Annotated in this window: 15 protein-coding genes; 8 read left to right on the top strand and 7 right to left on the bottom strand. The window is 35.7% G+C overall.

The genetic code is table 11. The annotated features are described in order from the left end of the window. Positions 1 to 184 precede the first annotated feature (184 nt). The 4 genes from BN1066_RS01785 to BN1066_RS01775 all read right to left on the bottom strand — a co-directional run bounded on the left by BN1066_RS01785 (position 185) and on the right by BN1066_RS01775 (position 2,049). Complete coding sequence (locus tag BN1066_RS01785; protein WP_077317811.1) at positions 185 to 448, bottom strand: NifU N-terminal domain-containing protein; 264 nt, start codon at positions 446 to 448, stop codon at positions 185 to 187. A gap of 207 nt (positions 449 to 655) precedes the next feature. Beyond that, on the bottom strand, positions 656 to 862 hold the full coding sequence (locus tag BN1066_RS01780) for a DUF3813 family protein (protein WP_077317810.1): 207 nt from the start codon (positions 860 to 862) through the stop codon (positions 656 to 658). A 1-nt stretch (position 863) separates the two neighbouring features. Next, on the bottom strand, positions 864 to 1,013 hold the full coding sequence (locus tag BN1066_RS20070) for a hypothetical protein (RefSeq protein ID WP_179104264.1): 150 nt from the start codon (positions 1,011 to 1,013) through the stop codon (positions 864 to 866). Positions 1,014 to 1,215: 202 nt separating this feature from the next. After that, the gene (locus BN1066_RS01775; protein WP_179104263.1) at positions 1,216 to 2,049 is read right to left on the bottom strand and encodes a Cof-type HAD-IIB family hydrolase; all 834 of its coding nucleotides are present in this window, start codon (positions 2,047 to 2,049) and stop codon (positions 1,216 to 1,218) included. A gap of 140 nt (positions 2,050 to 2,189) precedes the next feature. On the opposite strand from BN1066_RS01775, the gene BN1066_RS01770 reads away from it, so the two are divergent. Together BN1066_RS01770 and BN1066_RS01765 are read left to right on the top strand one after the other, a co-directional pair. Further along, positions 2,190 to 2,954 (top strand): alpha/beta fold hydrolase, encoded by a 765-nt coding sequence (locus BN1066_RS01770; RefSeq protein ID WP_077317808.1) that lies wholly within the window; start codon positions 2,190 to 2,192, stop codon positions 2,952 to 2,954. A 303-nt stretch (positions 2,955 to 3,257) separates the two neighbouring features. Then, positions 3,258 to 3,569 carry a metal-sulfur cluster assembly factor gene (locus BN1066_RS01765; RefSeq protein WP_077317807.1) on the top strand — a complete coding sequence of 104 codons (312 nt, stop codon included), beginning with the start codon at positions 3,258 to 3,260 and terminating at the stop codon, positions 3,567 to 3,569. Positions 3,570 to 3,955: 386 nt separating this feature from the next. Here BN1066_RS01765 and BN1066_RS01760 read toward each other — a convergent pair whose 3' ends face one another. Continuing rightward, positions 3,956 to 4,789, bottom strand: a complete 834-nt coding sequence (locus BN1066_RS01760; protein ID WP_077317806.1) for an undecaprenyl-diphosphate phosphatase — start codon at positions 4,787 to 4,789, stop codon at positions 3,956 to 3,958. Positions 4,790 to 5,194: 405 nt separating this feature from the next. Here BN1066_RS01760 and BN1066_RS01755 point away from each other — a divergent pair, with 405 nt between their 5' ends. Continuing rightward, positions 5,195 to 5,542, top strand: coding sequence for a hypothetical protein (locus BN1066_RS01755; RefSeq protein ID WP_077317805.1), 348 nt, complete (start codon positions 5,195 to 5,197; stop codon positions 5,540 to 5,542). 199 nt (positions 5,543 to 5,741) lie between these two features. Here BN1066_RS01755 and BN1066_RS01750 read toward each other — a convergent pair whose 3' ends face one another. Continuing rightward, entirely contained in the window at positions 5,742 to 5,924 is a 183-nt protein-coding gene (locus tag BN1066_RS01750; protein ID WP_077317804.1) for a DUF2929 family protein, read from the bottom strand. A 188-nt stretch (positions 5,925 to 6,112) separates the two neighbouring features. Here BN1066_RS01750 and BN1066_RS01745 point away from each other — a divergent pair, with 188 nt between their 5' ends. The 5 genes from BN1066_RS01745 (at position 6,113) to BN1066_RS01725 (ending at position 11,368) form a co-directional block, all read left to right on the top strand. Further along, on the top strand, positions 6,113 to 6,697 hold the full coding sequence (locus tag BN1066_RS01745) for a hypothetical protein (RefSeq protein ID WP_077317803.1): 585 nt from the start codon (positions 6,113 to 6,115) through the stop codon (positions 6,695 to 6,697). 402 nt (positions 6,698 to 7,099) lie between these two features. Further along, a complete protein-coding gene (locus tag BN1066_RS01740; RefSeq protein ID WP_077317802.1) occupies positions 7,100 to 8,041 on the top strand; it encodes a beta-ketoacyl-ACP synthase III in 942 nt (313 codons plus the stop codon). A gap of 26 nt (positions 8,042 to 8,067) precedes the next feature. Then, a complete protein-coding gene (gene fabF, locus BN1066_RS01735; protein WP_077317801.1) occupies positions 8,068 to 9,306 on the top strand; it encodes a beta-ketoacyl-ACP synthase II in 1,239 nt (412 codons plus the stop codon). Between the two features lie 893 nt (positions 9,307 to 10,199). Further along, the gene (locus BN1066_RS01730) at positions 10,200 to 10,412 is read left to right on the top strand and encodes a YuzI family membrane protein (RefSeq protein WP_077317800.1); all 213 of its coding nucleotides are present in this window, start codon (positions 10,200 to 10,202) and stop codon (positions 10,410 to 10,412) included. A 200-nt stretch (positions 10,413 to 10,612) separates the two neighbouring features. After that, the gene (locus tag BN1066_RS01725) at positions 10,613 to 11,368 is read left to right on the top strand and encodes a YjbA family protein (RefSeq protein WP_077317970.1); all 756 of its coding nucleotides are present in this window, start codon (positions 10,613 to 10,615) and stop codon (positions 11,366 to 11,368) included. A 176-nt stretch (positions 11,369 to 11,544) separates the two neighbouring features. Here the strand turns inward: BN1066_RS01725 and trpS are convergent, their stop codons facing one another. Continuing rightward, positions 11,545 to 12,552, bottom strand: coding sequence for a tryptophan--tRNA ligase (gene trpS / locus BN1066_RS01720; protein ID WP_077317799.1), 1,008 nt, complete (start codon positions 12,550 to 12,552; stop codon positions 11,545 to 11,547). Between the last annotated feature and the right edge of the window lie 41 nt (positions 12,553 to 12,593).

Genomic DNA, 12,593 nt, shown 5'->3' with positions numbered 1-12,593 from the left:
TTTTCCCGTCGATGTAAAAAATGGGTAATAATATCGAAGAAGAGTGAAGTTTACTACAGCTTGAGCGTTGAGACAATGCTACTGCAAAAAAGTTTATCAACATGTAGAAATGGATATAATTTCTCTAGAAAGTAAAAAAGGCCATGTTTATACATGGCACTTTTCCTTTTTACTAACAATAATTTCAATATCCATGGTTTTCAAACACTTTTATTACTTTTGGCGTTAATATATCCCATTCAACATCAAATTTTTTATTAACCGTAATAAAGTTTTGATAACCAAAAACGTTATCTACACCTTCCACTTGCATCAATTCATTTAAAATATCGTATTCACTCGTATCACCGGGCATTACGGAAATACTGTTTGTTCCCTCAAAAATTAATTTGTCTGTAGTAAATTTCATTGCATTTGGATTTGGGGTGGCTTCGGCTCTGACTCCCACTCGGACATCCCTCCTAAATCATAGTTATGTCCATCTTAGCAGAAATAAGCTAGATTAAAAAGTATTTTGCTATCATTATGAATGTAAACTTTAGTCATTAAAAATGGCTCACATCATATGATGTGAGCCATTTAGATCGTCATCAGTAAAACCAGTTACATCCATTAAGAATGATTAGGAATTTACCATACAATCAAAATGCAGAGGTTACTGTAATTGATTTTGCTGTTTTAACTGATTCTCCAGCTGCTGTAACTGTTGCTTCTCTTCAGGAGTCGCTTCATTATAGGCAGCTTGAATAGCATTTTGTGCAGCCTGTTTATCCTGTGCACTTGATGAATTATTTTGTTGATTCATCAAGTTCATAACAGCGTTTTTAGCTTGTTGAAATAAATTTTGATTGTTGTTTTCCAACCTAAAAACCTCCTACAGTGTGGTTATCTGCTTCTGTTTTTTTTCGTATCGAATCAGAAAATGTGCTTCGGTACGGAAAACGGTCATCATGTTTTTTAACAGAATCCGCGCTCTGTTGGCCAAAACGCTTTGATTTACTCACTTTATTCACGATATTTCCTCCTTGTACATAAGAAGATGTACTTACTGAAATCATCATGATGCATTCGTGACAAGCTGTTATGCCAACATATTTGGAATGGTGATGATCATCACTTTTTAGCATGCTCTGAAAGTAAAAAGGGAGCGCTCTGATGCGCTCGCCTTTAGTTTGGCTTATATTACTGTTTTTTATAGTAGGAAATTGCTGGTGATTATCCCACTTCGACTTCTAATTTTAAATATTCCTTTAGAAAAAACGCAATTCCATTTTCTTCATTGGATCTGGTAACATAGTTACTAATGGATTTTAACTCATCAATTGCATTGCCCATCGCTACGCCAACGCCAGCATAATCGATCATTTCCAAGTCGTTGTCTTCATCTCCAAAAGCTATAATTCGTTCTTGTGGTATATGGAAATAATGGGCTATTTTTTGTAAGCCAACTGCTTTATTCATTCCTTTACGAACAATTTCGATAATATTCCACGGCGCTCCCCATTTGCGATGTTCAATAAGGTCTGCATGGTAATCATCTAGATGTCTCCTTAGTGTTGATATATGTTCTTCATCAGGATGTATAAGAATGGATGTAGGATCTTCCGTGAGCTTATTACGAAGACTTCCAATCGTAAATGGCGGATCATCTTTAGTTATATGAAAGATATCGATAATAGCTTGATCATATTGATCTAGATACACTTCATCCATAACTTCAGCTAATATATTGCGCACATGAAGGTCATAGCAAGCTCCAATTATTTTATGTGCAGTTCGAATTGGCATCGGGCTATGCAGTGCATCCCATTTCCTATCTTTTGGATGATGAATTAATGCCCCGTTAAAATTAACCATAGGCGTGGTCAATCCAAGATTTTCATAATAACCAATGCTGGCACGATGCGGTCTACCAGTTGCAATGACAACGATATGACCCTCCTCGATTGCCTTTAATACGATTTGTTTAGTTTGTGCACTAATTTCTTTTTTATCTGTTAACAACGTTCCATCCAAGTCTAAAGCAATTAAATGTCTGTTTGTTTGCATAATTACTCACCTCGTCTTCCATAGTGTATAATTGAAACATATAGATGTAAAGTAAAATTTTATTTGTAAAAGTTGATTGCAACTTTTTCCGATAGTAAAATGAAAGTCATGATGAATATGTACATTAAGGGGATATTTAGATGATCGGAATTTACGAAAAAGATATTAACACCATTCCTAGTTTAATCGTTGTAGATGAAGATAATAAAGGCAAACCATTACCAGTTATCACCTATTTTCATGGTTTTACTAGTGCGAAAGAGCATAATCTTCCACTTGCTTTTTTACTTGCTAAGCGTGGTTATCGGGTTATTTTACCAGATAGTTTATACCATGGCGCTAGAGAAGGCAAAATTTCTCCAGCAAAAAGACAAACTTTTTTTTGGGAAATTGTGCTGCAAAATGTGAAGGAATTAGAAGATATCAAAGATTATGTCGATGAATCGAACCTGCTTTTAGATGAACGGTTTGGTGTTGCTGGGACGAGCATGGGCGGAATTACTACCTCAGCAGCACTTACCCAATATGATTGGATCAAGACAGCTGCAGTATTAATGGGTACTCCAAAGCTTACTGACTATGCCAAAGCATTGGTCGATCATTTCCAACAAAAAAATGGAAAGTTACCGAGAACAGAAAAAGAAATAAATCGTTTATATGAGCATTTAACACATTACGACCTTTCTAAGCAACCAGAAAAATTAAAAGAACGTCCACTTTTACTTTGGCACGGGAAAGCCGATGAAGTTATTCCATTTGAGCATACGTATACATTTTATAAACAGAATGAATCACTTTATTCGAATCCGTTAAATTTTAAGTTTTTATCGGAAGCTAATCGCGGGCATAAAGTTGGACGCTATGCTACACTAGAGACTGTAAAATGGTTTACTAAACAATTATAATTGTTTGAGTCGAGTTTTAGACATGAATGATAGAAGAATATTTCAATGTTCTAAAAGCTTTCCTTTTTACGATTAAGCGTAGTTGCCAACTCCGAGGCGTGTCAGTTTCTTTATACGTAAAAAAGGATAAATTTTTAGCGGCAGCAGTTAATTTGACGGAGAAATTTTCTTGCATTTTTATGCATCAGTTTAACTACATAATCGTTGGTACTAAAGGCTTGTCGAACATCCAAATTTTCTTTGATTTTTGTTGGAAATATGTTTAAATAGTAGTAATAAAACAGAGCAGAGGAGGTATAAAGGATGGATGAAGCTCTTAAAGAAAACCTTTGGGGTGCTTTAGAAAATGTTATTGATCCTGAATTAGGCATAGATATTGTCAATTTAGGTTTAATATATGACGTGGAACTAAACGATGAGGGCTTATGTAAGGTTACAATGACACTTACTGCAATGGGCTGTCCTCTTGCTGGTCATATTGAGCAGGATATCAAACATGCCTTAGCCGATATACCAGAAGTAAAAGAGACAGAAGTAAATATTGTATGGGATCCTCCTTGGGGCAAAGATAAAATGTCACGTTATGCAAAAATTGCATTAGGTATTCCAGATTAAAAAAAGAAGCATTCACTTTTATGGTGGATGCTTCTTTTTTTAGTCTGGAATCGTTATGTAAAAGCGTAATAAGCCTTTAGTAACAATTTTCATCTGACGTCTATAGTGCCATAAGACTCCCACTTTAATCGCTTAGGAATACGAAGCGGTTTAAGTGGAAGATACAATACCTATACCCTGTGACAGGATTAGAGAGACTGTTTAAATAGGTGTCGCGATTTTTCAAGGACAAGGTAAAGCCACTGATCAGAAAAAGAAGTTTAAAGACAAGGAAACTTCGTTGGCAATTCATAACAGCTTTTTTAAGGACGTTACGCTTTTAAACCTTGTTTAAAAGCGTTCCCTGAATAAAGTCCATTGGTAAAATTATTATGAAAACATTTATGTTATAAAAAAATAATCGCAAGGATACCAACAATAAAACAATAAATGCTAAAATATTTTAAATTTCCTTTAGCCATGATATTCGCAAACCATTTTAAGGCAAAATAAGAAGCGATAATTGCTGCAAGAAATGCAATCACATACGGAATCATTAACGTATTGAATTTATCATCACTAATAATATCACTAAAACCTAATATTGAAACTCCAAGACTAACCGGGATGTATAATAAAAACGAAAAACGAAAAGCAGTTTCCCGCTTCATTCCGACAAGCATAGCAGCAACAATAGTTGCGCCTGAGCGGCTAATTCCCGGTATAAGAGAGACAGCCTGTGCTGCGCCAACAATCAACGCATCTTTTACGGTTAAGTCTCCATCATTCTTTTTTCCATGAATATTTCGAATAACCCATAATGCTGCCCCAGTAATTAATAATGTGTAACCTACAATAACTGGTTGACTCAATTTTTCACTAATATAATCTTCAAGTAAAAAACCCAATACTCCAGTAGGAATCGTGGCGATAATTAAAAATATAATAAATTGAAAATCAGCTGTTGCTTCAGCATCTCTATCTTTTTGTAATATGTAACGTAAACCGTTTTGTGTTAAACGAATAAGATCCTTGCGAAAAACGATTAATACTGCTATTAAAGAGCCTGTGTTGACAAGAATTTCAAAAGATAGTCCTGCTAACTGATCTTGAAGATTAAAAATATGTCTTAGCATGACTAAGTGGCCACTTGACGAGATAGGAATTGGTTCTGTAAACCCTTGAAATAAACCTAATATCAAATATTTTAATAAAATACCAAGTTCTGTTAAGTTCTCCATAAAAATCCTCCTGCTATTTACATCAATACTTTTTAAAATTTGTATCCAAGACTAGGTTAAAATGACTTTCCTGATAAGATCCGAGACTAAAGGGTAGAAAGAGCAAGAAAACCGAGCATGAAAAAACGGTCTTTCTTACAATTGGTTTTATTGCTTACGTATTACTAATAGGGCTATACTGCTTGTAAAATAATGTGTTTCCGTTTTTATACGTTAGCAAAGTATAATTTTCAACTAAAATAGTTAATACGATATGTTTTAATTGTTTATGTCCATATAGAATGATGTTACTGCCCAATGCAATAATTATTTAGCATTGGTGCAGTTTTCTTATGGATTAATTTTACTACCATGTCACCAACCTATAGGCGAATGAATACGCTGAATGGTGAGGAGGTAGATAAAATGAGTCATCAACATCATCAACATATATATGATGTTTGTAGAGATCATATACATGCGTACGTGTTAGTTGAATTAGAAGATGGATCAAGTATTGACGGTATTATTACTGGTTTAGATCATGAATCCGTTTATCTTGCGACACCAATCGAATTACATGAACAACTGTCTCGCCACCAAGCAGGATCGCATCATAGACAATACGGCTACGCCAGATATGGTGATCCTGGATATAGGGGTGGTCCTGACTATGGATCAGGTTATGGGTATGGTTATCCACCACAGCGATTTAATAGGTTTGTCCTGCCCTTAGCAGGCTTAACTGCAATCAGTGTTTTACCATGGTACTAAAACTGAATTCAAATGGAAACCCTTGCCTGCTCTAAAAGAAGAAAGGCAAGGGTTCTAGCTACATGTATAGTAAAGCTTGAAATTTTGTATAAAAATAGGCTAGTTTAACTACACATAACTAATAATACGATTCGACATGCAAACAGAAATATAATAGATAAAAGCTATGCATATCAGAATAAGTAGTGGTTACATTTGATTAACTGTGTGAGTTATCATTTTTTAAAATACCGTCACCTAAAACAGCAATCGCGATAAAAAACACAGCAGTTAAAGCAACAGTACCTTCAAGACTAAACGGTTCACTACCCATACTCGACAGTACATAGGATACGACACCACCAATTAAACATGACCATATGATCGTAACAATGTATCGCATGAAAACACCTCATTTTTTTACTATGTCTATAACCATTATACACCAAATATCTCTTAATAGTTTACCAAAACGTAGTATAAAAAAAAAGCATTACTTGTATTTTATTAAAAAATAGTACTTCAGATGTAGCAGTTTATTTTCCTGTCTAATTGTAAAAGGAAAGAATACGGGATAGTGGGAGGAATTGCATGACGATTTTAGTTGTTAATTGTAATCACTGGATTGGATTTCATGTCGTTAATTATTTGCTTGAAAACGGAATGGAAGTAGAAGGTCTTTTGAATGATAAGGAAGATGAGTCGCTTTCTTTATTCTTTGGGCGAAATAGTAATTTTATATTTTATTCACATAAAAGGGATAATCGGTATAATTTAATTATTCAAATCGGTCAGATGGAAGTTCCATCAGCTGTATCCTCTGATTATTCCATTGTACTTGATTACAAACAACCTGAAAAAATACGAGCCACTGATTTATTTATCGAGTTACCACTTTTGTTTGGCGAATGGATGCCGATGACAGAAAAAGGTATGTATATGAATCAACATTTTATCCCGTTTTCATCTACTCATTTTCTTGAACATGCTATTTATATTAAAGATTTTGTAAAAAGTTTAATGGATTGGTTAGAGACAGATGATGATTATAAGAAATTAACAGTTATTAAGAAAAATCAACTTGAAAAGATACTACAAATTCGGGACAATAAACCTAATAAAGATAAGCTTGAACAAGTAATCCGACATTATTGTTTATTTCGAAACAAGGATTGATTTAATAATTCGTTGAAAGATAATTACCTAATTTGTAACAACTAATCTTCATCCTAAGTAATGTTGTTATCACCAACAAAAATGTTGATGCGTATGAAGTCCAACTATTTTAAAATTTGGTTTTATAGATAGGGTAAACCGATGTTTACTTTTATAAGTTTAATGATGCTAGACTTTTGATTTTCAAGATGGAGCAGTTTCTTTAACTCCATTTAATTTAAAAGTTCTAGTGTAGTTTTAAGCAGAAGTACAAGCTGCGATTGATGAATATAAAGAGATTGGCTGGATTTCTCAACAGAGTTGTCTAGTCTTCTTTAGCTTGCAAAAATCTATGTTATACTTTAAAATTAGTACCAAGTAATAATAATAGATAATAATTTGAGTTTTTAAGGAGATGGAAAAATGGACGTTGGTGTTTTAGGCCTAGGTCACTATGTTCCTGAGAAGGTTGTAACCAATCACGATCTGGAGAAGATAGTAGATACAAATGATCAATGGATTCGCTCACGAACTGGAATAGAAGAAAGAAGAATTGCAGAAGATGACATGGACACATCCGATATGGCTTTATTAGCTGCAAAAAATGCAATTAAGGATGCGGAGCTGAAACCAGAGGATATTGATTTAATATTGGTTGCAACTGTAACACCAGATACACCGTTTCCCTCTGTTGCATGTATAATACAGGATCGTTTAGGCGCCACTAACGCAGCTGGAATGGATATCGGTGCTGCTTGTGCAGGTTTTATGTATGGAATGGTAACAGCTAAACAATTTATTGAAACAAAAGCGTATAAGCATGTGCTCGTTGTTGGGGTTGAAAAACTATCAAAAATAACGAATTGGTCTGATCGCGGTACATGTGTATTATTTGGCGATGGAGCAGGAGCTGCGGTATTGGGACAAGTTTCAGAAGGAAAAGGAATCCTTTCCTTTGAACTAGGCGCAAATGGAGCTGGTGGGAAGGAACTATATCAAGATAAAGAAACAGGCCATATTTTTATGAATGGTCGTGAAGTGTTTAAATTTGCAGTAAGACAAATGCCGGAATCTTCAGTGAATGTTATTAAGGATGCAGGGTATAAAGAAGAAGATGTAGATTATTTAATACCTCATCAAGCAAATATAAGAATTATGGAAGCAGCTAGACAAAGACTTGGCATTTCCGATGATAAAATGGCAAAAACCATTAAAAAATATGGAAATAATTCAGCGGCATCTATACCTATTGCTTTGTCGGAATCTGTCAGAGATGGTAAAATAAAAGACAATGATTTGATTGTGTTAGTAGGCTTTGGCGGCGGTTTAACATGGGGGGCCTTAGCAATACGATGGGGAAGATAATTGTATGGAACTAGGAGGAAAACCATATGAAACAAAGAAGAGTGGTAATAACAGGACTTGGCGCCGTTACACCAGTTGGAAATAATGTAAATGATATGTGGGAAAACCTTATTGCAGGGAAAACAGGGATTGATTTTGTTACAAAAGTAGATAAAGAGTTGTTTCCTGCTAAGGCAGCTGCAGAAATAAAAGATTTTGACCCTTCTCCGTATATTGAAAGAAAAGATGCACGTAAAATGGATTTATTTACTCAATATGCAGTTATAGCAGCAAAGATGGCTGTGGAAGATGCAGATTTACCAATCAACGATAACAACCGTAATCGTGTAGGTGTGTGGATTGGCTGCGGAATTGGCGGTATGCAAACATGGGAGGATCAGCATAAGAAACTTTTGGAGAAAGGCCCAAAACGAGTTAGTCCATTTTTTGTACCAATGATGATTCCAGACATGGCTGCAGGTCAAGTATCGATTCAATTAGGGGCTAAAGGGATTAATTCTTGTACTGTAACAGCTTGTGCTTCTGGAGCGAGCTCTATTGGTGATGCTTTTCGAGCAGTTCAACGTGGAGATGCGGATGCAATCATTACTGGAGGAACTGAAGCACCAATATCAAATATGGCTTTTGCAGGGTTTTCATCAGCAAAGGCACTTTCAGTAAATGAAGATCCTAAAAAAGCAAGCCGTCCGTTTGATAAAAATCGGGATGGTTTTGTTATGGGAGAAGGCTGTGGAATATTAGTCTTAGAAGAACTCGAATCTGCCTTGGCGCGGAATGCGAAGATTTATGCAGAAATTGTCGGCTACGGCGCTACAGGCGATGCCTATCACATCACTGCCCCGGCCGAAAGTGGTGAGGGGGCTGCCCGGGCTATGCAAGAGGCTTTGAATGATGCATCTGTTGCTCCGACTGAAGTAAATTATATTAATGCACATGGAACAAGTACCAATTTAAATGATAAATATGAAACCATCGCCATTAAATCTGTTTTAGGAGAGCATGCCAAACATGTTGCGATTTCATCAACAAAATCAATGACCGGTCATTTGTTAGGTGCAGCTGGTGGAGTAGAATCTGTTATTTCTGTAAAAACGATTGTCGAAGGAATGATTCCTCCAACTATTAATTATGAGACACCAGATCCGGACTGTGATTTAGATTATGTACCTAATAAAGCAAGAGAACAGGATGTAGACGTAGTGCTTAGTAATTCACTTGGATTTGGCGGGCATAACGTTGCCCTGGTGTTTAAGAAGTATCAATAGTTCCGTTATATTAAAAAAGTCGTGCTAAACGGTGGGTTACCCCAGAAGTTAGATTTTTTACTCTCACTTCTGGGATACAGTACCAACATAGACGGCTTTTTTGTTATAAATTAAATCCGGTTCTACATGGTGGATATTTTTTTGCACTATACGAAAGCAAAAAATTTTAGGGTTTATCCCGCATGTAAGGTGCCGTAAGATTCCCACTTCAAGACCAAAGAGTCAAAGTGGGAGAAAACGGCCCCTAAATGCCCGATTGGTTCCACTAGCATTCAGTAGGAGAGGGAAGAAAACTCCTACTGAATGAAGTTTCACTTTATAGTATAAGAAAAACTACAGCTTTCGCCATAAAGACTTGGCGACAAGCCAAGTGTAACTTCGACTAACTTATGTGCTCAAGTTGTAGCAAGCTTGTAATTTCGACTACGATCTGTCAACATCGGTTCACATGTCGCCTAATTATTTTTTTGCGAACGTTATGAGAGGAAGGGTATCTATCCAGATTCGTTCAGATTACAGGACAAGGAAAACTGCGACAGCGACACATCGCACGCAGAAAAAGTGCTTTTCTTTTTCAAGGACAAGGAAAACTGCGACAGCGACACATCGCGATTTTTCAAGGACGAGAAAGACTTTGGATTAAGCATTCACGCAGCAAAAAAACCTTTATCAGAATATTTAGGTTTTTTATCCTTTGTTACTTCAAGGAAAGTCAATACTGAATGAAGTTTCACTTCATAGTTCACTTGATATTGAAAAGAGTTTTAATGCAGAAACGTAGTTAATATATTGATGGTTGTGTACCTTAAAAGACTTTTCTTTATAATTAAATTTCATTTATTTATCTGGACAAGCATAGTCTATTAAAAAGTGGACAAGGTAGGGAGAATAAAATGGGCTATGTATTTTTGTTTCTAATTGGTTTTGGCTTCTCAGTGATGGGGGGAGTAACCATTATTGGCTATATGAATTTTCTTCCGGCAGGTCTTTCATGGGGGGAGTATTTCAGTTTTATTGTCAGTCGAGTGGAATGCTACTTTCTTATTGTCGGTTTTATCCTCATGAGTATTTCATTAAGCCAATTACCTACTAATAAAGAGAAGTAAATACCTCTTAAATTTACTAAATCATGTTAAAAACAACTTTATTTTGGCTATAGAACATGTGACCATTCGTATTAAGAAATTGCTGAGAGGAGTTAATTCTTTACAACAAATTGGTAAATTATCGAAGGATACATAGAATATTTTTTTAAAGGATGGTCATAATGTATGTTAAGTTCAGTTTGAAAAGTGAGGGTTGTTTTATGTTGTATATGCATGATGTTTGGGTGAATTGGTTTGAAGGTGAAGAAAATGGTTATAATGTTTGTTATTTTCAAGAATGGCGTAAAGAAGACGGTATCGAATTACTCGACCAAGTGCCATTGCTATACATAACAAAGGAATTGTTTTTCTACATTGAAAATGATATGCAAGAATTACCAAAGTCCCTACTTGATACAATTTATAAACGGGCGTATATGCGAAAAGGTCAGGAAAGAACTGTATTGGATTTTGCTAGTATAGTTACAGACGGAAATGACATATTGGCATTCGATACTATTGGTTATAAGATTCCTGTTCGTAAAAGTCGCTTAATACCAAGGCAGGAACAGCTCGTTTATGATATGATCAAAAATGCCAAGGTACAATCGTTTAAATATGATGCTAAACATTATAAAAAGGAATATCATATGCTTTCGATGCCACCTGAGTTAATTTTTGGTCTGACAAGAAGAGAACGGCAATTAAAACAATTACTGATGATGGCATTAGATCAACTGAAAACTACTAATAACTTGGAAGAACTGCGATATTGGTTAACAGAATGGGACCCTAAGCGCTACCCTTATATCCGATTTATGGAGGAAGAGCAGGTTTGGGAAGCTTTGTATGAGGGTGTGAAACAAGGCTGGAGTCCAAGACATGAAGATTTGTGCCGTAAATTAATTAAAGGGCAACCTTTTTTAGAAAAAATGTGGGAAGTAGAAAATGGTCAGGAGCAAAATGCATCAAAATAAGTGAAAAAGCAGTAGCGGATGGGGCATGCTTTGGTGTCCCATCCGTCTTTTTCTGAAAAAAATCCATTTATTTTTTGAAATATGATTGTTTAACTTAAGTAACCCTTGAATGAAGTTTCTTTTTATCTCGTCAGAAGCTTTGCCGTTTCTGTGTCGGTAACCGAGCGCTTTCGCTTTTATTCTTGTCCTTTTTTCTTTTTAACTCGACCTAGACCCATTGCTTTTTTAGCTTTGACTAATGTGCGATTGGCAATGGGAGCAGCTTTTTCCGCCCCTCTGTCTAAAATATCATCAAGCTCATCTGAATGAATTAATGCATTGTATTTATCTTGAATAGGTTTTAAAATATCAATAACTGCTTTTGCTACTCCTTGTTTAAATTCTCCGTAGCCTTTACCTGCATATCTAACTTCCAGTTCTTCGATGGATTCCCCAGAGCAAATGGAATGAATGACAAGCAGGTTTGATACTCCTAGTTTATTCTCTTTATCATATTTTACAACACCGTCTGAGTCGGTGACAGCACTTTTGATTTTCTTTTCAATTTTCTTCGGATCATCTAGCATGGAAATAAAGGCTTTTTCATTTTCGTCTGACTTACTCATTTTTTTCAATGGGTTCTGTAAGGACATGATTCGAGCGCCTACTTTTGGAATGCTAGCTTCTGGAATTGTAAAGATGTCATTATATTTGTTATTAAAACGTTCAGCTAAATTCCTTGTTAATTCTAAATGCTGTTTTTGATCTTCTCCAACAGGTACAATATCGGCTTGATATAATAAGATATCTGCAGCCATTAAAACTGGGTACGTTAACAGGCTTGAGGAGATGGCTGTTTCTTTTTCAGCTGATTTATCTTTAAACTGTGTCATTCTTTCTAGCTCACCCATATAGCTAATGGATTGTAACATCCAGCCCAATTGGGTATGAGCCGGGACTTCGGATTGGATAAATAAAGTTGATTTTTCCGGATCGATCCCCGATGCCAAGTAAAGTGCTGCCAATGAGCGAATATTGTTTCTAAGCTTTAACCGATCCTGTGGAACAGTGATTGCATGCTCATCTACAATGCAAAAAAAACAGTTATGATCATCCTGAAGTTCCGTAAAGTGCTTTAGTGCACCTAGATAATTTCCAAGCGTTAATGTACCACTAGGTTGAATTCCTGAAAAGATTGTTTTCATCTTACTCACTCCAAATTTATTATTTCATACAAAAAGGCCCA

It is taken from the genome of Virgibacillus proomii (assembly GCF_900162615.1).
Classification (GTDB): domain Bacteria; phylum Bacillota; class Bacilli; order Bacillales; family Amphibacillaceae; genus Virgibacillus; species Virgibacillus proomii.
Note: the sequence above shows the minus strand (reverse complement) of the source record. Positions and strands in the feature narration are given on the sequence as shown.

Coding starts and splice junctions, on each gene's coding strand:
- BN1066_RS01750 (WP_077317804.1), bottom strand. CDS start 5,924: ATGCGATACATTGTTACGATCATATGGTCATGTTTAATTGGTGGTGTC.
- BN1066_RS01725 (WP_077317970.1), top strand. CDS start 10,613: ATGTTGTATATGCATGATGTTTGGGTGAATTGGTTTGAAGGTGAAGAA.
- BN1066_RS01745 (WP_077317803.1), top strand. CDS start 6,113: ATGACGATTTTAGTTGTTAATTGTAATCACTGGATTGGATTTCATGTC.
- trpS (WP_077317799.1), bottom strand. CDS start 12,552: ATGAAAACAATCTTTTCAGGAATTCAACCTAGTGGTACATTAACGCTT.
- BN1066_RS01730 (WP_077317800.1), top strand. CDS start 10,200: ATGGGCTATGTATTTTTGTTTCTAATTGGTTTTGGCTTCTCAGTGATG.
- BN1066_RS01765 (WP_077317807.1), top strand. CDS start 3,258: ATGGATGAAGCTCTTAAAGAAAACCTTTGGGGTGCTTTAGAAAATGTT.
- BN1066_RS01760 (WP_077317806.1), bottom strand. CDS start 4,789: ATGGAGAACTTAACAGAACTTGGTATTTTATTAAAATATTTGATATTA.
- BN1066_RS01755 (WP_077317805.1), top strand. CDS start 5,195: ATGAGTCATCAACATCATCAACATATATATGATGTTTGTAGAGATCAT.
- fabF (WP_077317801.1), top strand. CDS start 8,068: ATGAAACAAAGAAGAGTGGTAATAACAGGACTTGGCGCCGTTACACCA.
- BN1066_RS01775 (WP_179104263.1), bottom strand. CDS start 2,049: ATGCAAACAAACAGACATTTAATTGCTTTAGACTTGGATGGAACGTTG.
- BN1066_RS01740 (WP_077317802.1), top strand. CDS start 7,100: ATGGACGTTGGTGTTTTAGGCCTAGGTCACTATGTTCCTGAGAAGGTT.
- BN1066_RS01770 (WP_077317808.1), top strand. CDS start 2,190: ATGATCGGAATTTACGAAAAAGATATTAACACCATTCCTAGTTTAATC.